This is a genomic window from Indibacter alkaliphilus LW1 (assembly GCF_000295935.2).
GTDB lineage: Bacteria > Bacteroidota > Bacteroidia > Cytophagales > Cyclobacteriaceae > Indibacter > Indibacter alkaliphilus.
Genome location: NZ_ALWO02000040.1, coordinates 106,991 through 130,568, shown reverse-complemented (window position 1 = coordinate 130,568; position 23,578 = coordinate 106,991). Strand labels below are relative to the sequence as shown.

Annotated in this window: 13 protein-coding genes; 6 read left to right on the top strand and 7 right to left on the bottom strand. The window is 39.1% G+C overall.

Translation table 11 applies throughout. The features are described 5' to 3' along the window. Positions 1 to 182 precede the first annotated feature (182 nt). Positions 183 to 5,543: a hypothetical protein gene (locus A33Q_RS15595; protein ID WP_009034717.1), complete on the top strand. Its 5,361-nt coding sequence runs from the start codon at positions 183 to 185 to the stop codon at positions 5,541 to 5,543. 27 nt (positions 5,544 to 5,570) lie between these two features. Further along, complete coding sequence (locus tag A33Q_RS15590) at positions 5,571 to 9,854, top strand: hypothetical protein (RefSeq protein WP_016255385.1); 4,284 nt, start codon at positions 5,571 to 5,573, stop codon at positions 9,852 to 9,854. Between the two features lie 217 nt (positions 9,855 to 10,071). Here A33Q_RS15590 and A33Q_RS15585 read toward each other — a convergent pair whose 3' ends face one another. From A33Q_RS15585 to A33Q_RS15565, 5 genes are all read right to left on the bottom strand, one after another. After that, positions 10,072 to 11,334, bottom strand: coding sequence for an NAD(P)/FAD-dependent oxidoreductase (locus A33Q_RS15585; RefSeq protein WP_009034715.1), 1,263 nt, complete (start codon positions 11,332 to 11,334; stop codon positions 10,072 to 10,074). A 124-nt stretch (positions 11,335 to 11,458) separates the two neighbouring features. Further along, positions 11,459 to 12,004: a hypothetical protein gene (locus A33Q_RS15580; RefSeq protein WP_009034714.1), complete on the bottom strand. Its 546-nt coding sequence runs from the start codon at positions 12,002 to 12,004 to the stop codon at positions 11,459 to 11,461. A gap of 18 nt (positions 12,005 to 12,022) precedes the next feature. Continuing rightward, positions 12,023 to 12,499, bottom strand: coding sequence for a nucleoside deaminase (locus A33Q_RS15575; protein ID WP_009034713.1), 477 nt, complete (start codon positions 12,497 to 12,499; stop codon positions 12,023 to 12,025). Between the two features lie 184 nt (positions 12,500 to 12,683). Then, positions 12,684 to 13,421 carry a LytR/AlgR family response regulator transcription factor gene (locus tag A33Q_RS15570; RefSeq protein ID WP_009034712.1) on the bottom strand — a complete coding sequence of 246 codons (738 nt, stop codon included), beginning with the start codon at positions 13,419 to 13,421 and terminating at the stop codon, positions 12,684 to 12,686. Further along, positions 13,418 to 14,575, bottom strand: a complete 1,158-nt coding sequence (locus tag A33Q_RS15565; RefSeq protein WP_009034711.1) for a sensor histidine kinase — start codon at positions 14,573 to 14,575, stop codon at positions 13,418 to 13,420. Before A33Q_RS15565 ends, A33Q_RS15570 begins: the two co-directional genes overlap by 4 nt. Before the next feature lie 195 nt (positions 14,576 to 14,770). On the opposite strand from A33Q_RS15565, the gene A33Q_RS15560 reads away from it, so the two are divergent. Continuing rightward, positions 14,771 to 17,290, top strand: coding sequence for a TonB-dependent receptor domain-containing protein (locus A33Q_RS15560; protein ID WP_009034710.1), 2,520 nt, complete (start codon positions 14,771 to 14,773; stop codon positions 17,288 to 17,290). Positions 17,291 to 18,097: 807 nt separating this feature from the next. On the opposite strand, the gene A33Q_RS15550 is transcribed toward A33Q_RS15560, so the two are convergent. Beyond that, complete coding sequence (locus A33Q_RS15550) at positions 18,098 to 19,078, bottom strand: pyruvate dehydrogenase complex E1 component subunit beta (RefSeq protein ID WP_009034708.1); 981 nt, start codon at positions 19,076 to 19,078, stop codon at positions 18,098 to 18,100. 309 nt (positions 19,079 to 19,387) lie between these two features. Between A33Q_RS15550 and A33Q_RS15545 the strand changes: the two genes are divergently transcribed. The 3 genes from A33Q_RS15545 to hisS all read left to right on the top strand — a co-directional run bounded on the left by A33Q_RS15545 (position 19,388) and on the right by hisS (position 22,974). Beyond that, a complete protein-coding gene (locus tag A33Q_RS15545) occupies positions 19,388 to 19,900 on the top strand; it encodes a metallophosphoesterase family protein (RefSeq protein WP_009034707.1) in 513 nt (170 codons plus the stop codon). A gap of 281 nt (positions 19,901 to 20,181) precedes the next feature. Beyond that, on the top strand, positions 20,182 to 21,234 hold the full coding sequence (locus A33Q_RS15540; RefSeq protein WP_235062810.1) for a DUF4221 family protein: 1,053 nt from the start codon (positions 20,182 to 20,184) through the stop codon (positions 21,232 to 21,234). Between the two features lie 363 nt (positions 21,235 to 21,597). Then, on the top strand, positions 21,598 to 22,974 hold the full coding sequence (gene hisS / locus A33Q_RS15535) for a histidine--tRNA ligase (RefSeq protein ID WP_009034704.1): 1,377 nt from the start codon (positions 21,598 to 21,600) through the stop codon (positions 22,972 to 22,974). 138 nt (positions 22,975 to 23,112) lie between these two features. On the opposite strand, the gene A33Q_RS15530 is transcribed toward hisS, so the two are convergent. Then, entirely contained in the window at positions 23,113 to 23,394 is a 282-nt protein-coding gene (locus tag A33Q_RS15530) for a hypothetical protein (protein WP_009034703.1), read from the bottom strand. Positions 23,395 to 23,578: the final 184 nt, after the last annotated feature.

The following is a 23,578-nucleotide window of genomic DNA, read 5'->3' as shown; positions in this document are numbered from 1 at the left end:
TTCGAATAAATAAAATAAAAATTCATTGCAATTGAAAAAATAAAAATCTAACTTTCAATAAGTTAATGCTTCTTTTGGTTTTTGTTCTTATGCGGTGAGGATGGTGTTTTTAAGTTGAAAGCGTAATTTTTTTGGCGGATAAAGAAAGTTGCAGATTGTTTTTAACACTAACCTTTTATGCCATGGAAAGACTGCAAGAGATTCAGGAGCTTTTATCCACTGTTTTTGGACAACTTCAGACATTTACCAAAAAACAAAGAGAAGACTGGGAGGCTGCTTTACCTCTTACAGTTTCTGCCTTATCAAAACAAGATTTCAATCAAATCAGAAATCAGTCCTTTGTGATTGACAGGATGGATTTGTTTCAAAAAAATCAAATTGATGAACAAAAAAGAGCTTCAGTCAGGCAAGCTGTAGGATCTGTTGGTAATGAGCAAAGCATATCTGAGTCACGTGTATTTCTGAGAGAAGTTCCGGTGCGGAGCACGCAGATCCCTAACAGTGTTCCTGAGTGGGCAGCTGGCTCCAGGCCAGAGGTCACCTATGGGCCACTTCCACATATTGATGGTCGTGAGATATTTGTCGATATCTACAGGGTAGAGCGGATGATTACCTTGTACCAGCAAGGGAATAATCAACCAGCGCTGCTTTTTACAGGTCGATGGAGAACCAATAGGCTTGTTTTGCAGGGCAATGAATTGAAGGATTTGGCCAGAGATGAATATTCCTTGGTGGAAGGTTCTGTCTGGATCAGGGTTGACCTTTTTGCCCAAGGTCTTCCTTCAAATAGGTATATTGGACTTGCTGTAAAAGGAGGTATGGTTAGGCTCAGTATCAAACCAACTGTAGTAAACAACAGATTAGTTATCCCCAGTTTATCAAAAGTGAATATTTCTTTAGAGCTCAAAGCTCAAGAAGTTTCTACGCTTGGTGATGGTCCTTTGGGAGAGGATGCCAGAGCAACGAATATAATTTTACCTCAAAAATTTGACTTTGAGTTTACAGGTCCGGGGCTGGCCAAGATCACCCATCTCTCCGATGCTTCGGCCACATTGTATGGTGTAGACATGAAGTTTGGATACTTGGGTTCTGGAGTTCCATTTTTTCATCAGAGGACAAACAGGATGATGTTTCCTATGCGCTGTAATCAAAGTGAGTTGGAAATTTTAAGCCAAAAAAGTCCCTATTGCAAACTAAGTGGTAAAGCTGGGATAGAAGCTTCTTGGTGGGCTGTTCCTGCAGCTATCTTGGATATTAATGCGCCTTTGCAAGCATCTGGAGAGGGAGGATTGGCTGTTTTGGCAATGGAAGGTTTTAGCCTTTCCTGTTTGGGTCAAGGAGGAAATGACGGGAAGTTGGTTTCTCCACTGTTTATTTTGGATCCGGGAAGAATCGCTCTCACAGATACCAAATCAAGTTGGCATGGGACCTTTCAGGATATACAATATTACAAGGACAGCATCAATCCCCATGGCACTTCCATTCATTTGGCTTTTAAGAATGAAAGCCCATTTGTCTACAATGTACTGTCGGAGGGCATCGAGATGACAATGACTGAGGTAAATGCAGATATTCAAATAGATAGGCCTGTTCAGGTAAATGGGCATGCTTTTGAAATTTTGACCAAGGATTCTGTATTTGTCACTATTGCTACAGTCGGTAAAAATGCAGTTTACTTTTATGATGGGAATATAATTTGGGACAGCTCCAAAGGGGAGGGAGAAAGGAGAACTCCAAGTTTCAAAACTAAAGCCATTGCTTTGGAAAATGGACTGTTTTCTGTGTCTCCGGTCAATGCTTGTATTATTTTCGGAGAGGTCAATCAAGAATGGAATAAAATCATAGAAAGCCATACATTTTTACAGTTTGGTCTTTTTGGGTATATGCCTACACTTCCGGATCCTTATTTGATCAATTACAAATGGAGAAGAGATACAAGGGTAAATATTCAGAAAGGTGTGGAAGGGATTCAGAACTGGTTGATTTGTCAACTCGTCCAAAAGCCACAAGCAGAGGGAGAGTTGGACGACTTGAAAATCAGTTTTCACCATGCAAACCAACTTCAAAGCTTAAAATCAGCAACTGCAAGTTCCCAAAGTGCTCCTCCTGTGGCTACCAAGCCTGTATTTGCAAGTTCGGGAAATACTGCGACAGCTTTTGGGGGCAGAACCAAAAAAAATCCGGATAAAAAACTAGTAAGCCCCCTTCCTGATTATGAAAGCCAATACAATGGAATGTTTGGCCAAAAACTACTGGATTATTTTGCCCTCTTGGACGTTAGTAGCAATGCCAATCAATTGGGTGTTTCCGTAGGAGCGGGCATTTATAGCCGTATTGATTTTGACCGGCAAAGGCATGTGGCAGGAGTGGCAGTTTCAGATGCTGAGGGGAATTATAATATCGAGGCAGTCAATCATTCCGGCCTTATTATCGAAGGAATGCAGGTTCAACTTCCTGCCACTATGGCCAGAATTTTCACCTTACCGCAGGTGGCTTGGGAACCTTTGTTTAATCTTAGCCCTCCTGACGAGGTGGAAGATGAGCATGGGAATAAATTCACCATGCCCGGAGATCCTCCCGGCAAATTCAACTATTATCCGAATGATGGTGGACCTACTCGTATCTTCAACAACAGGCCCTTTCCGGTGCAGTTGGCACCCATTCCGCTCAGCAAGTTTTTAGAGGAGCATTTTTCTAAAAAGGATCAGACCAGGTTGGAATTTTATTTCACTCTTCCATTTGGATTGAAAGCATTTTCACTTTTAGGTTTTGACAATTCAAGAGAAGAAATCAAGCCCTCCTTTTTAAATATTAGACCTGCATTCCCAAATAATATCAAAGGAGGAATTCATTTGGCAACTATTGCGGGTAATCATGGGAAAAAAGAAGCTGTATCCAATAATGATGTGCAATTACCTGACAAACCAATGTTTGCAGGGGCTACTGTGCAACTGTCCAATGTACTGGATATGGTCGGAAACCAAACTGGTACAAGTACCTTGGGGCATAGTGTTTCTTATATTTTCAACAATGAATTTTTTGTAGATCAGGAAGAGCCAAATCAGCTTACTGGGAGAGGAGTCCCTCTTACCCGAATGGATTTTACGGGTTATGGAGCAAGTTCATTCAGTGATTGGGAAAGTCCGTCTGCAGCCATTGCCCAAACTTCACAGGCAAAGTTTCAAATCATGCTTGGTAGAACGGCCCAAGAAGTCATTCAAGTGAAAAGCTTGATTTACCCTTGGGGGATAAGGGTCGTACGTACCATCACTATACTAAGAGGAGCAAATGGTTTTGTGTTCCGGACAGATAGTGGTTGGCAGCCAGAATCCAACGGGCTTTTTGATTTTGGTTATAATTATACAGTAAACAAAGATCTCAAGACAGAGAAAAGCCCCTATGCCATTCATCCGGGAATAATTTCGGGCTTATTTGATGTCAAAAACATCAAGGAAGACCCTACTCTTCCCGAGTTTGATGATAAAAATGAATATAAGGTAGGAGATGAGTTTATTAATATTTTCGGTGAAAAAGTAATACTTGATGTTCCTAAAACCCAAAAGGTTTATTGTGTCCCTGTCTGGTTTGATGCCGATTTTGAGATTGAAAATGTGGTGCAAGGACAAAAAAATGGAAGGGTTCCCTCAAAAAAGATTTTGGGTTACATACAACTTGCTCCAGCAGGTGTACCTCTTACACCTGGCAAATTGGTAAACCTCTTGAATCTTCAAAATGGTGAAATAGGTGGTGATGTGGACTGTACCATTGACCTCAACAAGAGCAGTCAGCAAATGAGGATCAACAGGGTGTCATTTAGCCATGCTGTAAATAATTCAGGGCAACCGGTCTTTGTATTGTCAGCCCGAGGTAGCGTATTTTTACCTAAAGATGGAAGTTGGACAATGGTACAGCATGACAGGGGTACAGGAGAGGTTTTTCCTCTTCCTGCTCATCAGCCGGTACCTGTGATCAGAACCGGATTATGGGTCAAAAATTCGGTGATTGATCCCAGCGTAAAGCAGGATAAATTGATAAGGTTGGCAAATCCCACAGAAATAGATCGTGTTCCTAATGATGACACTCTCAATTTTGGGTTTCTTCAATCCACATCAACTCAGAAAGCACTTTTTCTCACTCCGTCTTTTATGCCCAATTCCAAAAAGCTTTTAAGCAAAACACCCCCTCTTTTCGTGGATGCATATCGCTTGATGAGATCCAATAGTATTTTTCCAAATATTGGCGATGCAAGCAGCAATTTTGGGGAAGCGGTACCATTGTTTCATGTTTATAAGCATTCAGAGCCCAGTATTAAATTAAATGCATTTGATGAAGTAAACTTTGAAGATGGAAACATTAAAGTTTTGGAGCTGATGGAATTGGATCCAATTACTGCAGGTGCCGGAGTAGTAGTAGAACAGGGGTTTAAATTATTGACTGGGCAAAGAAATCCGACTCATAGCCAACCGGTCTCATTTGATATGCCTCAATCGCAGGACGTAGTATTGGTGAATATGGAAAATGTACTGAAAATCTACATTGACTATAAAGCTACTCCTCAAGGAAAGCCTGAAAATAAATCAAGGTTGGATTTTGACATCCTTTCCCGTTCACCAGATCCTTCTGATAGTTGGAAAAGTAGGCTTAAAGACATGGCAATGGTGGTTGATTTGGCAGGTTTTGACAGGTTGATCACGATTAAAGGCAATTTTGATTCCTACAAAGGAAAGGTTCCTGGGTATGAGGGGAATGTCTTAGGTTCGGCAAACCAAGGGATAGAAGTGCCGGAATTAGAGTTGGGGCCAGAATTGAAAACTGTAGTAGAGATCCTTCAGATTCTTGCCATGTTGGGAAATGGAGAATATGGTGATATTATGAAAAAGGGGCTGAAAATAGCCATGAGTAATGCAGGTGAGATTTGGGAGTATAAGTTTGAAGCCAGCAAAGAGCTGCCCACGATCTATTTTCCGCCAGGAGATGCATACAATAGCGCAGCTACACCATTGAGATTGGAAGCTTCTATGGCTCTTGGAGTATATTTCAACGCTGCTGTAAAAGTGTCCGGAGATGGCAATCAACTTCTTCCCACAGCCGGTGCCTTTATTCAATTTAAAGGAGGTCTGGAAGTCATGTGTGCAACTATAGGCGCAGCGACCATTTATGCAGTTGGCAAAGTGGACCTTAAGCTGGCCTGTGATACCCGAGAAGGACCAAACGTAAGGATGAAGTTTGGTTTTGGGGCAACCATTACGGTAGGTTTACCGGTCATAGGCAATGTCAGCGTAACTTACGTAGTCGGTGCAGACCTGTATATAAGTAGTAAAAAATTCCAGCTCTTGGCAGTTCTTTTGTTCAAGGGAAGAATTAGTCTGGCAATGGGGATGGTCTCCGTAACCATTTATATTGAAGCAGCTGGAGGGGTTTCGAGGTCAGGAAATAGAACCGAGTGCGTGGCGTCCATGACTTTTGGATTGGAAATCAGCATCTGCTTCGTGATTGATATCAGTTTCGAAGAGACTTGGCAAGAAAAAAGGCAGATTGCCTGATTGATTTCATTTTTAAATACCAATACTATGGAAAAATTTAGAGCATTGACCACAATGGTTTTCCCTCAAAGGTTTGATTCGCAGGGGCTACATGTAAATATTGTTTTGATTCCAAGAAATCATAACCCATTTACTGAATTTCAGGTGGGGCAAAATCCGACCCAGATAGTTCCTCCTTTTTCCACGTTGAATCCTCAATTTTCAATTGGGATTGTAAAAGGTTTGGATGATTTTCCATTGGCAAATGCTTCAGCAGATGAGAGAAAACCAAGAATGCTGGAGGTTGCAGTCAAAACGGCAGAAAAAAAAGAGCTGATGTTGAATGGTATTGCCGATATTTTTGATAGAAACAAGATTACGGACAATACAGACAGGTTGGGAGAGGTAGTGGGTGTGAATTTTTCTGTGAAAAAGTTTTTACCAGAGTCTTATCGCAAAAGTTTCAATTTTACCCGCCCTGCCCATCCCAATGCTGTCACGGATGACAGTTATGCCTGTGATATGAAAAAGGAGGCGGATGTAATCGATAATTATATTCCCAAAGATACCCTGAGCTGGGGGAAGGTTTTTGCGCATATTTTGAAGCAGCCCTTATTGGCAAGAGCCTGCGGGATGATTTATGAGGTAGTGATACCATTGGATTCGGAAGAAATTGAAAAAGGAGGCTATATCTATGTGGACATCCTCAACGAAGGCTGGGTGGAAGTTCAACATGCGACATTGGAACATGAGGATGGTCCGCTTATCAAACGTTACGCTGCCCGGATTCCAAAGTTGGAAGCAGGTTCCGAAAGACCTGTTTTTGCTCCCATATTATTCCCTGTTCTATATCGGAAAAACAATCAATCTGACTTTGATGCTGTACCTCCAGCTCCTTGGGATAGGCTTTTCAGAGAGGCAATGACCTACGATGACGGGTTTGCAAAAATTGTTCATGCGGGACAGGCAGTTAGTACAGATTTACTGAAGGAAACTTCAGATGGGATATTGCCTCAATTTGAAACAGGTATTAGGCTGGCATGGGATGATGAACAGATTTTGATCTGGTATATTCGGCAATTGGTGGAAAATGAATCCGATATTCCAGGTAATGGAAAAAGAGTGGATGTGCCTTTGGGTGTGATAGGGTATAAAATTGATGTTAGAGAACAAGAGCTTGGGAGCCAATGGGAGAGCCTGAACAGGTCGTATATAAATAAAGGTGTACTTGCTCTAGCGGACCATTTGGATGATGGAATCGTGGAGTTGCCATATCAAGTATTTCCCTCTAAAAAGAGGAGTTTGCAGCCAAACCCATATTGGTTGCCAATGTATTTTGCCAATTGGGTAGGCAAAAGTATGGTCGTGGAAGATGCAGATGCCCTTGAAATTTATAAAAATGACCAATTGAACAAAGGCTTTATTGCCTCCGAAGGGATGGACCCTGAAAATGGTCAAAGCAGATCTATCAAGAATAATGTCTTGGCAGCACCTCAGGTAAATACACAGCTAAGGTATGGAAAAACCTATCAGTTTAGAGTTAGAATGGCTGATATCAGTGGAGGTGGACCGGTTTTGGAAGATGAACCACTGCAAGCAAGCCCATCCCCGGCTACAACTGTTTCTTTTAAAAGGTACTTGGGACCGGCAAACCTCAAAATAGTCAAGCCGGACCTCATAACAACCTTCAAAGCGCAGATTTTTAATGCTGCGAATATAGAAGAAACTGAATTCCTCGATAATCAGGTCTTAAGAATATCACGGCCTTTGATGGAATATCCTGCGGTGGTATTTACCGGAAAATATCAACAGAGAGGAATGGATCCAGTTGAAATGCTCAAGAACTTAGATTTTAATGGGGATAATCAATTAGTTCTTGGAATTCCGGATCCTGATGCCAATAGAGTGGAGTTCAGGGTTGAGGTTCAGAGTTTGTCAATGGATAATTCCTTGAGCGAAAATGGAGATGAGCCTTACCTTACCCTTTATACAACTACCCGTACTTTTTCAGATGATTTTTTTGAGGAAATGGAAGTCCCGGTTCAATTTATAGATGTACCGGTTCTCAACCTTGAAGAGCAGGCAAATCCATTTTTAAGAGATGATCTTAAGCAAGAAGATCTGGACAATATGGATGCCTTGGTATTGCCAAGCAGCAGAAAGGTTAGGGTGAGTCTGAGGGCATTGGCAGATGGGGGAGGAATAGATGATGTCAGTTATTTTGGTTTTCTCAATGATAACAATAGAGACATAGATAGTAGATATGGGAAAGTTGAACAGCTTCTTTTTTACAAAGAATCCACATCAGAGACAGATTTATTGGTTCCGTATAAAAACATACCAGTCTTGCAGGCACTCCACCTTAAGGCTAACGACACTCCTTTAGTGAAAGGGAGCCTCAAGGATATTTTAAAGTTTCATTTGGTCAAAAACAGAACTCAATCCATTCCTGATATAGTGCAGCGCTTTGCAAGTGCTTTGGGTTTGCAGGCTAAAGGCTTGACTGTTTATGCACCAAAAGGGGAGCGGATTGTTTTCGGAGTGAGCAGTCGAATCCGGCATTCATTGGCTCCGGATGGGAGTAGTGTGACTTTTGCGAGTAGAGCAGAATTACAAGACCATTGGTTAGGCTGTCTTAGCTTTCAAGTTAATAGAGATTGGGCCTGGGACGCATTAGATTTGACTTCATTTACCATAGGCAAATCCACAGCGTTTAGAAGGGATGTACTAGAGGCTGCTGAAGAATCAGGCCAAGGGGCTGATTTTTTAAGCAGGAAATTAAAAAACGCTTTGATGGCTCATTTCAACTATGGGGGGAGCCAAGATCCTCAACCTATCATTGAACCTAATATAGGGGATATAGAGATGGTACGAACCGCTTCTTTTGAATCATTGCAGCAAGATAGATTCGGAAACGTAAGAAGAGATTTTACAAGGATTATTTTTATTGATGCGATCGAGCCCAAATCACCATTCAAGAGAAAAGGCAACACCAACCCTCGACTGCCTGATGAAATCTGGATTGATTATGCCATAAAAATTCATGCTAAGGCTTTACATCCTGAAGTCGAGGATGTTATGGTGGAGGACCTAAAGCTTCCCACGGTCCTTATCCCACCACAAGTACCTAAAATTGTATCTGTGGGCTTGGCATTTTCTCCTTATGAGAGAGCCGAAGACTATAGCAGTACAGAAGTCAGAAGCAGGCATCTTTGGGTGGAATTTGAAGAAGCTATAGAAAATCCGGATGATACGTACTTTTGTAGGGTGTTGGTCACTTCACCTGATCAGTTGATCAGCACAAACCCCCTAGAGCAATTTGTATCCGAAGAAGAACCTGAAATTCCACTTGATCCCGAGTATACCCGTATAGTTCTACCAGGGCAGAGTGATGATCTTGCAGGCATTACGGCGATGCAGCCCATGATCAAATCCACCGATAGTGACAGACATTACATACTTCCATTGCCTCCCGGTTTACATGCTGAAAGCCCCGAACTATTCGGTTTCTTTACTTATGAATTTAGAGTAGGTCACACGCACTGGGCCAATCAGGATGATAACCTTTGGTCAACCGCACAAGGACGTTTTGGAAAAAGTATAAGAGTTACCGGGATACAACATCCTGTTCCTTCTCTGCTATGCAGCGTCAATAGAGATGTGGACTCCCTGTACGTAAGTGCCCCATTTGCAAAGGCTGTAATTAAGGGTAAAAATGTGACTGCTGATCCACCCAGAACAAGCCTTTGGGCATTGTTGTATACCCAGGTCAAGCAGGCAGATGCTAAAGATTACAGGAATATACTTTTAGCCGAACGGCTTATGCGTCATGATTTCAGAAAAGAGGAAGCCAAAGAACTGGATTCCATAAAGGAAAAGCTTCGAAAGTTTACTTTCGTGAATGCCGATACGCATCTCAATCAGCAGCCTGTGAGTGTGAAACTAAACCTTGAGAGTATGGAACTTGGATCTATATTGGCTTTGAAAAAAGGCTTGCATCCTGTGGGAATTGCAGCTTTTTCAAGTTTGGAGATTGCAGGTTTGTTGCAGGATTTGGGTCTTCCTGAAGATAGCCCCCTGAGTGTATTGGCAGTGGAGGTTTTTGTTAACATCACCAACTTTGCAGATCATATCAGAAGTTTTGGAAGAGGGTTGAATAATCTTCTTATAGATAAGTCTGAATATGAAAAACTTAGAAAAATTAATGAGCGAAACCAGGGAGGTGTAGCGTCTGACTCACTCTCATCCGGTTTAGGACATTTTAGGATTTTAAGGACATCTCCGCTGACCAAAGTGCCATTCGTATGTTGTCCCACTTGTGAAAATTATTGAGATAAAAGACGCTGTCTTAAAAGTCAAAGCTTCAAAGGATTGCCCAAATTTTATGGGGTTTATATTTTAAAACTTCATGTCATAGAGACTTAGTGGCTTTTTATCCATTAAGCCACTAAGAGTCATGTAGGGATTAGTTCCTTAGAATAGGCTTTGCTTGGGCAATAAACCTGAAGAGATCTAATGATGAGGCAGCTTCTTATTATTTTTCATATTGTTAAGCCCTTCCTTTGAGCATTAGGTTCCAATACATAAAAGGAAGTCCGTATTTTTTAAGCAGCCACATAGAATACTGTTCTTTGTTGGTGTCTACAAATTTTGAAATAATCGGATCACTGTCCCTTACATTATTGTATTTGAATTCAGCCAATACCATTTTGCCATAGCCAGTTACCAGAGGGCAGGAGGAATATCCCTCATATTTCTTGTTGCCAAGAGTTTTACTTTCGATAAGCTTAATGATATTGTCCACCACCACTGGTGCTTGTTTTCTTACTGCTGCACCTGTTTTGGCGGTAGGCAGGGCGACTACATCGCCTAATCCGAAAACATTTTCAAACCTTTTGTGCTGAAGGGTAAACTGATCCACCTCAAGCCAGCCTTTATTTGGACCATCTTGGTAAGAAAAAGGTGATTCTATGATGAAGTCAGGAGCTCTTTGGGGAGGAGCTAAGTGCAGTAAATCATATTTCATCTTAATTTCAGATTCTCCCACAATATCTTCTCCAAGCTTATTGTCTACCACCATGGCACAGTTTTGCAGATGACTATTTGTAAAGCGGTATGTTATTTCCTTTTTGACTCCGTCGATTTTGATTGGAGCATAATAAGTCTTTAGATTGATATCCCTATCAATGATGATTTTGCTTAGAGTTTTTGCTATTTCTTTAACTCCAAAGATCACAGTACCCGGAGTAGCAAAAATCACGTTTACTTTATCCCGAATACCTTTTTTTCTAAAATAATGCTCGGATAGGTACATGATCTTTTGTGGAGCCCCCCCGCATTTTATTGGAGTACTGGCTTGTGTAAATACAGCATTTCCACCTTTGAAATTTTGGAGTTTTTTCCAGAATCCCTCAGGGTCTGTATAGATACTTCCTACGGAATCAGTCTCCATTGCTTCCTTTAGTCCAGGAAGTAAACTGAGGTCTACCACGAGACCTGGAGCTACCACTAGATAATTGTAGGTATATGTAGATCCACCCTTGGTAGAGACAGAGTTTTCTTCTGGATTAAATGATTTTGCAAAGTCTTTGATCCAATCCACACCGGCAGGAATGTAGTCTTTTTCGTTCCTTTCGGTTTTTTTGAAATCAAATGTTCCTGCACCTACCAAAGTCCACGCTGGCTGGTAGTAGTGCTTTTCTGAAGGTTCAATCAATCCGATTTTGAGAGATTCATCTTTTCTTCTCAATTGGGCAGCAACAGTAATCCCTGCAGTACCGCCTCCGATTATCATTACATCATAGTGGCTCATGGCTTTATGGTTTATTTGAAAGTAAATCTACCCCAGTCTAGAGCGGGAAACAGTGATATTTCTCACATAAAAAAGCCCCAAATCTCTGAGATTTGGGGCTTGATTTTATAAGATTGATAAATGATTAATTTTCTACTTCTTCGATTGGCTCCTCCAGTTCAATTTCTAAATCCATCATTTTTGGATCTATTTCCAGCAAATCCGGAGCTTCCTCATCTGAAACAATATCTCTTTCAACAAGTTCGGCCATCATATCCATTTGTCTGGTCATGTCAAGCCCATCTTTATGCGCTTGTCTAAAACGCTCCAATAACTCATCATCAGAAAATTCCGCATATCGGGACCTTCTTGCTTCTTTAAGTTTCTCTTTCTTTTCTGCCAGTAGACTTTCTTTTCTTTCGAAATAACGAGCTTCAAGGCTCTGAATATATTCTTCTGAAAGTGCAGATTCATAAAAAGGGGTTTCGTCGATTGCCAGTTTTTCGGTTGTACCATCGGCGTGTTTTACAGTGATGACATCATCTTCTTCCATGTAGAATTCGTCCCCTGTGACTTCATCTACAATCTTGTCACCTTCGTAAACATACCTCTCATCTTCGGATTTACCACCGGAACATGCCACTGTAAAAGCCATTCCGACAGTTATCAAAAACATACTTATTTTTTTCATAATTGTTGGTGTTTTATTTTAATATAAAGTTTTATTTTCTTTTTCAATCCATTCTTCAAATACAGCTTTGGCCTCATTTCTCATTAATTCTTGAAAGGGAATCCTTCTGTTTTGATTTTCTAATTCTATCTCTTCATAAATGAACTGATCATCAAAGCCTGCTTTTGCTGCATCTACCTTATTGTTGGCATAAAATACTTTACTTGGCCTTGCCCAATAAATAGCTCCCAGACACATTGGACAGGGTTCACAGGAGGTGTATACTTCACATCCATCCAATTGGAAATGGCCGAGGTTTTTGCACGCATCCCGTATTGCGACAACTTCAGCATGGGCAGTGGGATCATTTGTAGCCAATACTGAATTTGAACCTATGCCAATTACTTTTTCATCTTTCACAATAACACAGCCAAAAGGACCTCCTTTGCCTTCATTCATGCCTGATCTTGAAAGATCTATGGCCATTTTCATAAATGATTTTTGCTTTTCAGTCATTAAATTTCACTAAGAATCAATGATTTTTCTTAACCCATTTACTTTGACAATACGGTTTCTAGCCTGTATTTGTTCGAAAGAAATAACTGAAATTTAATGATTAAGTTTTGAAAATAGAATAAATAAGCTGTTTTTTTATAAAAATATTTATGAAAATTCTATCAATTCAATGAGCTTGAAATAATCAAATCCACTTGTTTATAAATTCCATAAATTTATCCTTATACATATCGCTGACAGTGATGTTTACATTGCCAATGTTGACTACATTTCTGGCGACGGATTCTATATGGTCCAAATTGATAATGTAAGACCTGTGAACTCTCATAAAAGTTCCTTCCGGTAGAAGCTCTTCCATGTTTTTCATGCTGGTCAAAGAAAGGAGAGGGTTTGGTTTGCCTTTTAAAAATACTTTCACATAATCTTTATAGGCTTCTACGTGGGTGATTTGGTCAAGCATTACTTTGACGAGTTGATACTCAACCTTCAAAAAAATATAATCTGCTGTCTTGTTGGGAGAATTGCTTTCATTGTTGGCCTGTGACAGTTTTTCATAATGCTGATATGCTTTGGTAGAAGCTTTTAAAAAATCCTCATAACTGTAAGGTTTGAGTAAATAGTCCAAAGCATCAACTTTGTATCCTTCTATCGCAAATTGATTATAGGCTGTGGTGAAAATTATTTTTGGTTTTTTGCTTAGGTTTTTACCATCGAGTATCCTAGCTAATTCCATTCCTGAAAGATCCGGCATCTGAATGTCCAAAAAAACCAGGTCTATCTGATTGTCATTGAGGTAGCCTAAGGCTTGTATGGCATTGTCAAATTTTGCCTCTAAGCTTAAAAATGAAGTTTGCTCCACAAATTTGGAAACCAATTCCAATGCCAAAGGCTCATCGTCTACTGCAATGCATTTGATTTTCATTTCAACCTTAGTTTAAGTTTAACAATGAATTCGTTAGAGTCGGTTTTGTCTTCAATTTTCAGAAAATGCCTTTCCGGATAAAGCAATTCAAGTCTTCTTTTGGTATTGGCCAAACCTATACCACTGGATTGTCCTTCAGGAGTATTTTCAGTTGCTTTGAAAATATTGTTCCTAGTAATTAGGGTGACTTCATTCCCTTCTTTTTGCAGGTATATCGCTATATGGCTTTCGTTTTGGGAGCTGATACCGTGTTTGAAGCAGTTTTCGATAAAAGGTAAAAATAGCATAGGAGCAATATTGGAATCGTCCAGATTTTCCGGCAGCTGAATGTCAAGTTTGACCTTGCTTGATAATCTCATTTTCATCAATTCGACAAAATCTTTGATAAACTCAAGCTCCTTATTTAATAGAGTTAGGTTTTTTTCTGTTTCGTATAAAACATAGCGCATCATTCGGCTGAGCTTTAGCAGAGCGGTTTTGGCCTGTTCTACATCCAGGTTGGTCAAGGCATAGATGTTGTTAAGCGTATTGAAAAAGAAATGTGGGTTGATCTGGGCTTTGAGATAGGAAAGTTCAGAGTTTGTTTTTGCCTTTTCCAGTTCAAACCTGACCTCTTCATCCTGTTGCCATTTTTGGACAGTAGCTACACTGGTGCTTACACCCACAGCCATGTAAAAAATAAGCACATTATAAAAATCGAAGGTTAGATTTCTGGGTCTTTTGATATAAGCAGTATCGGGACGAAATACCTCGTGCATCAATTGCTGCATATTGACCAAGTTGTCAAAGAGTATTATAAGTCCTATGTAAGCAATTCCTCCAATCAGGTTTAAGATAAGAAATAGGCCTACTTTGTTTTTAAAGAGTGTTTTGGGAATCAGATAAAAGTAATTGAAATAGAATGCTGCTACCAGGATGGCAAACATCATTATTTGTTTTGTCCAGAACTCAGAAGGAAAGTCCAGTCTAGTGGATAAAGGAATCAAAAGGAACAGCAAGGAGCCAAAAATCGCCCATCCCAATAGGTGGGTTAGAATTGAAATATTTTTCTTTATACTGATTCCCTGCATGATATTATAATATGAATTATTTCGGTAAACTAAAACAAAATTTTGCGTATTGACCAAAAATATCTGCCAGCATGCTGATTTCATAGATGAAATTGGCTGTTTTTAAGATAAAATTCGGATTCCAAAATAGGGTAGTCTTTTCGTCTGCTTAGAATACCCTTTTGTCGATTGAATGTATACCCCTGTCTAGTATTTTTTTTTTGATACAGGGAATAGAAACCTTTGTTGCTGGAAACTGTCCTACTACCAACTGATCACATTATTTTAAAAACACAAAACATGAAAACCTTTTACCAACTATTATTGTCATTTACCTTTTTGTTCTTGGCTGTTTCGGGGAGCACATATGCCCAGACAGAGGAAGAACAAGCACCTGTATATAAAATATCAGGAAAGGTCATGGAAAGTGGCTCTGGAGAACCGGTGCCTTATGCAGCCGTTTCTTTGGTAGATATTGAAACTGAAAAAAGCATTGCGGGAGCAGTTGCCGATTTTGATGGTGAATTTGTCATTTCAAATTTTAAGAACGGTACATACAAGCTTCAGGTGTCTTTCATGGGCTTTCAGCCATTTGCCTCCTCTACTATCAATATCACTGATTCCAATTCCAACATTAATCTCGGAAATATTTCTTTGGAAACAGATGCTGTGGCACTTGAAGAAGTCACAGTGATGGGACAGAGAGATTTGATCGAGGAAAAAGTAGACAGAACTATTTACAATGCAGAAAACGACCGCACCCTTGTTGGTGGAGATGCTGCTGATGTAATGAGGAGAGTTCCTATGTTATCAGTGGACTTGGACGGTAATGTTTCTATGAGAGGAAGTTCAAATATTTTGGTTTTGATCAATGGCAAGCAATCAGCCATTGTAGCATCTAACGTATCAGAAGCTTTGAAGCAGATTCCTGCCGAGGAGATCAAATCAATAGAAGTGATCACTTCTCCTTCTGCTAAGTATGATGCAGAGGGCACAGGTGGTGTGATCAATATCGTAACCAAGAAAAACAACTTACAGGGTGCTACTCTGAATATCAATAGCAGTGCAGGTATCAGGGGATCAAATCTTGGTCTGAACGCCAGCTTGAAAAGAGGTAAAATGGGTTGGACTCTAGGTGGGTTTGGAAGAGCCGGGTACAATATTGTAGGTGCTTTCGACAACAATCAAATGGTAACCAATGCAGATGGGACTACCTTGAATATTTTGCAGTCAGCTGATACCAGAACAAATATGATGTTTGGTAGATATAACTTTGGTTGGGATTATGAGATCAATAAATACAACTTCATGACCACCTCTGTTAGTTTTGGTTTGAGAAACATGCAAAACCGTCAGGATGGTCTCTTGACAGAGACTTTTATGGAAGAGGAATTGGTCAGTACGCTGCTTAGGGATGTGAATGTCAGAAATCTTTCCAATAATGTGGATGTCAATTACAACTATACCAAAACCTATGAAAAGCCGATCAAGGAATTCAGTATTTCAGGTTTGTACAGTCAAAATAACCTCACCAATGATTTTATCAATAGTCTTTATACAGGGACTTTCGATGATATCCTAAGCAGAGTGAAAAACAATAACCTCGGTAGAAATCAAGAATTCACAGTCCAAATGGACTATGTGACGCCAATAGGTGACAGTAAAACTCAGATATTGGAATACGGTGCTAAAAATATCTTGAGAAGAGCAGAAAGTGATTTTGCATATTTCACTGCCCAGGGTTCCGATGGTGAATTTGAGAAAGTAGACGATATCAATCTTTCAAACGAATTCAGTTATGATCAGAATGTGACTGCGGCTTATGCTTCTTACATGACCAACTTCTTGAAACACTATTCTTTCAAAGGTGGTCTGAGATATGAATATACCACCATCAACGCGGACTTTAGAAATTCAGAAATTGATGCGGATATTCCTTCCTATGGCTTATTGATTCCAAGTGTAAATCTGAGCAGGAAACTTGAAAAGGGAAATATGGTAAAAGCTGCCTATAACAGAAGGGTTCAAAGGCCATTCTTAAACTTCCTGAACCCGAACATCAATGCAGCCAACCCACAGCAAATTACACAAGGCAACCCCTTGTTGGATCCGGAGTTGACAGATAATTACGAATTGTCTTACAGTACTTTTTTCAAGGGCTCAAGCTTGAACTTCACCACTTATTTCAGAAACACCACAGGTTCAATTCAACCAGTGAGAACAGTAATGGATGATGATATCATTTACACTACTTATGAAAATATCGGTTTTGAAAGAGCTTATGGGTTTTCAGTGTTTTCAAATGTTAACCTTTCAGGTAAGTTTTCTCTAAACGGAAGTATTGATGGCTATTTTGCCGATTTGACCAACGGACTTGATGATCCTATGTTTGCAGCCTCCAACCAAGGCTTTGTAATCAGTGGTAGGTTGTTTGCCAATTATTCCTTGCCCAATAATTGGCAGATCCAATCATTTGCTTTTGCAAGAGGAAGACAGGTTCAATTGCAGGGCTTTGCTGGTGGTTTTGGAATGTATAGCTTGAATTTGAACAAACAGTTTAATGAAAAAAGAGGTAGTATCGGATTCGGTGCTGAGAATTTTGTAACCAGAGAAATGGTCATCAGAAACGAATTGAATACTCCAATGATCATGCAGCAAGGAAGCAATACCTTGAGGAATATGAACTTCAAGATCAACTTCAACTACAGAATAGGTAAGTTGAGCATGGATGGACCTAGAAGGAGAAAAAGAGGGGTGACCAACGACGATATCAAAGAAGGTGATAGCGGCGCTTCGGGTGCCATGATGAACAATAATTAATAAAGTACACTAGATTGGTTGATAAATAGATTGGCCACCTTGTTTTAGCAGGGTGGTCTTTTTTTGGTGTAGCAGATTTTAGGAAGGATAGGAGATGAATAAAGGATGAGGGATGAAGGATGAGGGAATAAAGGATGAAGGATGAGGGATGAAGGATGAGGGATGAGGGATGAGGGATGAGGGATGAAGGATGAGGGATGAAGGATGAGGGAATAAAGGATAAAGGATAAAGGATGAAGGATGAAGGATGAAGGATGAAGGATAAAGGATGAAGGATAAAGGATGAGAGATGAGGGTTTGTCTTTCCCTAAATAACCTTGACCGTTTTGGTTCATCATTCATTATTCGATGTTCTTTGTTCGATATTCAATTTTATAAATAAAATTTCGAATAATGAATGAATAATAATGAGTCAAGAAGGATTATGATGGTGTATAAGGTCAGTGGTTGTTTTTTAAAAGGATTCTCAGGTATGCTGGTTTTTTGGTTTTAAATACCCTTAGTCTACAGCGATTTTGAGTACTTGCCATGCTGAAATAGCCTGCCTAAAGAGTAGCTATACGGCTAGCTTGGCAAGTTGACAATAGGATAATGGAGGAGGACTAAGCTAGACTGACAGATATCTTTGAGTTTTGCTCTGACCTAAATTATGTAGTTTGAAAACTGGGGCGGGTTGGCCCAAGTCTGAAGACTTGAACCAGGGCTGAAGACTTGAACCAGTCAGCAGAGGTGTAGGAGTGTAAAGTAATAAATAAAAAAGGCCTTTGGAAGCAATTCCAAAGGCCGTATAAATTTAATCTGTTATGGTTACTTTTTATACATCACGTCTTTTACCGCATCCAAGGTTCTCTTGACATTTGGTATGGTAGCATCAATGTAGGTAGGAGCATAACTCAAAGGTACATCCATAGAGTTGACCCTTACTACTGGGGCATCCAAATAGTCAAATGCATACCTTTGGAGGTGGTATGTGATTTCGGAAGAAATCGCAGCAAGTGGATTGGCTTCCTCCACGACCACGCACCTGTTGGTCTTTTTCACTGACTCTACTACAGCGGCGTAGTCAATTGGTCTCACGGTTCTCAAATCGATAACCTCTGCTTCTACTCCGTCTTTCGCCAGTTCTTCTGCGGCTTCTAAGGCTACTTTCATCATTTTTCCAAAAGAAACAATGGTGACGTCTTTTCCTTTTCTTTTGATGTCAGCTACACCAATAGGAAGTAGGTATTCGCTTTCAGGGACCTCACCTTTATCAGAATACATCAACTCAGATTCCATAAAAATCACTGGATCATCATCTCTAATAGATGCTTTCAACAAGCCCTTGGCATCGTAGGGATTTGAAGGTACAACAACTTTCAATCCCGGTGTATTGGCAAACCAATTTTCAAAATTGGAAGAGTGCGTAGCCCCTAATTGGCCTGCATTACCTGTTGGACCTCTGAATACGATCGGTACATTATATGCCCCACCCGACATGGCTAGCATTTTGGCTGCCGAATTGATGATCTGGTCTATGGCTACCAGGGAAAAATTGAAGGTCATAAACTCGATAAGTGGTCTTAGACCGTTCATCGCTGCGCCTACTCCCAAACCAGCAAAACCGAGCTCGGAAATAGGAGTATCATAAACCCTGTCCGGACCGAATTCGTCCAACATTCCTTGGGAAACCTTATAGGCTCCATTATATTCTGCCACCTCTTCGCCCATGAGAAACACATTTTTGTCGCGTCTCATTTCTTCTGACATGGCCTCACGTAAAGCTTCTCTGAATTGGATAACTCTCATTATATAGACAATATTTTGGCTCGTAAAAATAGGAACTAATCCCTCAAATCCAAAACAAGCTTTGGCATATCATGCCTTATTTTCCAATGTATTTTGAGTGTCGGATAAAGGTACTGATAAAAGGTTCACAATTGGATTAACTTGCTTAATAAGGGATTTAGAGAAAATTCTGACTTAAAAAGGCACATAACCACAATTACTTTTCAGAACTTTTATTCCTTTTGACCTGAATAATAAGGTTTTACTTACCTTCCGAAAAGTTTAAAACCACACTTTTGAAGGGCTTTAAATCTTATTTACTTTTGAGGCATGGTAAAAGTAGCGTTGATTTCTGATTCACATGGATACATTGATGAAGCCACAATAAATCATCTCAAAGAAGTGGATGAAATTTGGCATGCAGGGGATATTGGTGATTTGGGAGTCATAGGTGCTTTGCCTTCAGGTAAAAATATCCGTGCCATTACAGGCAATATTGATGATCAATCTGCCCAAGAACGGTTTCCGGAAACCTTGATTTTTGAATTGGAAGGCATGAAAATACTGATGAACCATATCGGCGGAAAACCACCCCGATATGCAAAAGGAATTAAGGTACTTTTGAAAACAGAAAAACCACAATTGTTTGTGTGCGGACACTCTCATATCTGCAAGGTTGAATTTGACAGGGAATTAAACTGCTTGTATATGAATCCGGGTGCTATCGGTCAGCATGGATTTCATGTGGTGAGAACTATGTTGCTTTTTGAAATTGAAAATGGGAAAACATCCAATTTGAAAGTAGTCGAATTGGGCAAGAGAGGTGTTATTTCAAAAAATTAGCTAATAAGAATTTATTATTGACTTTAATCTACAACAAAGTAGAAAAAAAGTAATTATTTAATTTTTAGTAATTTTTCTTGCGTGGTCATTTTTTTTTTTTATAATTGAAATAATACTGAAACCGGTTTAAGTTGATAAGGAGAAATTATTCCTTTTATAATTATGTTAAATTTAAATTATAATTAAACATGAAAAATTGTTTATATATCATTTATTTAGCTGGGTTTTGTTTTTTCGGGGGTTGCAAAAAGAAAAATGCTCAATTTGAAAATCTTAAAAATTTGTCTAATCCCATTATTACATATGAGTTATATATTGACTCACTGTCTTCTTATAAAATGCTTTATCCGCAATATGTATTTGATGGCACTACAGAAAAGCTACTTACATTAAATTACAGTTTAAATAGATTGGATTTTTATAATTTGGAAGAAGGTTATCTTGAAAACTCTATATACTATGATCCCAATCTTGATTACAGGAAAATCTCAGGATATTCCTTTTTCAATGAAGATTCAATTTTTTTAATCAATGAATTTAACGAACTCTTCCTGACCAACAGCGAAGGAGAAATCAGGATCAAAACAAATTTAAAAAGTGCTGATGTGCCTGGTAAACCACATATTGTTCCCGGACACTTAGATTTAGTGGTTTCAGGCAATCATTTGGAAATTGCCAATTATTTTATTGCGCAAAAAGGTTCCTCGTCCATAATCCGTATTCAAAATTGGAATGATGAAACTATTGAACCGATATGCCCAATAGAAGATGAGTATGTGGAGGGGTTTCACGGTATTTTCGAATATCTATATTGGTCTTACCAACAAGTTGGACAGTGCTATTATGTGAATTGGCCAACTTCGAATTCAGTGTATAAGTATGATCGCAATTGGAAATTTGAGAAAAAAATCAACTTGGAAGGAAAGGGACAAAAAAAGAACCGAATGATTTTGAAAAAAGGTTTGTCGCAAGATGATTTGAAACAAAAACCTTCCATCAGCGAAATGATGGATATCTCTTCAAATTACACCTCTAATTTCGTTTTTGTCAATTTACTCTACAATCCATATAAAGAGGAGTTTTATAGAATTGTGGGATACCCAATATTCAATGGAGTTATTGATATTTTTCAGACAGGGTTGGAGAATTTAAAAAGAAATTATTCAGTAATGGTTTTTGATAAAGCGTTTAAATTTAAAGATGAATATGCTATCCCTTATGACCAATACTTGATCAAATATGGCGCGTATTTTGTGACAAAGGATGGCTTGGCGATTCAAAGAGAGAATGCAGATCATGATGATATAGCTGTTTTCGAGGTGTATCAATTTTAAGAATCCAGGTGTATAGCTAATAGCTATTATATACTTTGGTATTATTGGGAAAAATCAAAACGATGTAGTAAACAATAAAGGCGATCAAAATTGACCGCCTTTATTATTTCTTTTACAGAAAAAGTAAATCTTACTTGTCGAAGTTTTTCTTCAATTCTTCAACATCAACATTTTTGATTACCGGCTTGGCACTCAATTGTTTGATTTTTAAAACTCTTGTATTTTGAGCTTGTCTTTTTCTTTTCAATTTTCTTTTTAATGTAGTAACAGCCATCGTATTATCTGTTTATGTTGTCTCAAATGAGGTGCAAAATTAAAATAAAATTTTGATTTTACTTAACTTTGGGCAAAATAAAACAAAAGATGTCCATTCAAAAACCAAGCTTACCCAAAGGAACAAGAGATTTCGGTCCATCTCAAATGGCCAAAAGAAACTTTATTCTGGATACCATTAAGGATACTTTCAAGCTTTTTGGCTTTCAACAATTGGAAACCCCTTCCATGGAAAACCTAAGTACCCTAACCGGTAAATATGGAGATGAAGGGGATCAGCTTTTGTATAAAATCCTGAATAGCGGAGACTTTTTGAAGAATGTAAAAGAGGAGCACCTACAGGAAGGAGTCTCAGCAGTGCTTCCCTTGCTTGCTGAAAAGGGGTTGAGATACGATCTTACAGTGCCGTTTGCAAGGTATGTCGTGATGAATAGAAATGACATTACCTTTCCTTTTAAACGATTTCAGATTCAGCCTGTTTGGCGCGCAGACAGGCCTCAGAAAGGCCGTTACCGGGAATTTTACCAATGCGATGCTGATGTAGTAGGGACTGATAGCCTGATCTGTGAGTTGGAAATTATCCTGATGATCAAAAGGGTATTTGCTAAATTGGGTTTGACGGACTATAGTATCAAACTTAACAATAGAAAAATACTGACGGGACTATCTGAAGTGATAGGGGAGTCAGGAAGAGAAGGTGAGCTTTGTGTTGCCATTGATAAACTGGATAAAATAGGTTGGGAAAAAGTACAGGAAGAATTATCTCAAAGAGGTTTTTCCTCAGCCTCCATCGAAAAACTTAGCCCAATTATCCAGCTGAATCAGAACAACCTTTCAAAGCTTGAGTTTTTAAAAAGCTTTTTGGCAAGTTCAGAGACCGGTCTGAAGGGAATCGCTGAATTGGAAGAGGTTTTTGGACTCCTTGAGACATATGGTGAAAATCAGTCAAATATTGATTTTGATGTAGTCCTGGCCAGAGGGTTATCTTATTATACAGGAGCTATTTTCGAAGTCAAAGTAAATAATGTGTCCATTGGCTCTGTGAGTGGAGGGGGCAGATATGATAACCTGACGGGAGTTTTTGGACTTGAAGGTGTCTCGGGTGTTGGATTTTCCTTTGGCGTGGATAGGCTTTATGATGTCATGGAAGAGCTTGGACTTTTTCCTGAAAGTAATATGGATCGAACAAAAGTACTGATCAGCTACTTTGATGAAAAGGGTTATGCTTATGGATTAATGGTCTTGAGCAAATTAAGGGGTGCGGGGATTTCTTCAGAGTTATATCCTGACCAGACCAAAATGAAAAAACAGATTACCTATGCGGATAAAAAAGATATTCCTTTCGTACTTGTACTCGGGGATAATGAAATATCAGAAAGAAAGGTTTCTCTTAAAGATTTAAAAACAGGAATCCAGGAGCTGATGGACTTAAGTACGGCAGTGGAAAAATTGAAACAATCCTTATAAGCAAAATACCTTCAGTGAATATATCTGATCAAAAGTCAAACAATGATTATTTTAAGAGCGTGTTAAAAGCAAACATTTCCAAAGTTTTAAACTTTGGAAATGTTCTTTCAAAAAGCTTTATGCGTGGTCGGTTCCAGTTCAATCTACTTCCAAAATGGCATTGACAGGAATAAAAAGGTTTTGTTTTAAGCTGACGTATTCTGCGCCTACTGCCCAAACAGTTGTACTGACTTGATATATTTTTTCATCCGCTGTTTCGAATGTGATATTCACCTTGTTTTTCAGGAGGTTTCCCAAAGCTTGAGCCCGCATCAATTCAAAGTTTCTCCTTTTCTTCTCTACTTCATTTTCAAGAACTTCTTTTTTTGAAAATTTCAGTTCTGTGATTTTCTCCTTCTCAATTTTTTCTACGGTCTTCATAATTAATTTGGTTGAAAGTGTTTGGCTATTATAAAGATGCTATCGTTTAATTTTGGAATAGGTTTCATTTCATTTATTAAAATTCTAAATAATTTATATTTATGAAATTTAATTTCCATTAACGGTTGGACTATTTGTTGGTTTGTGTCCAATGGATTAAGCAGACTGAAAGGAAAAAGTTATA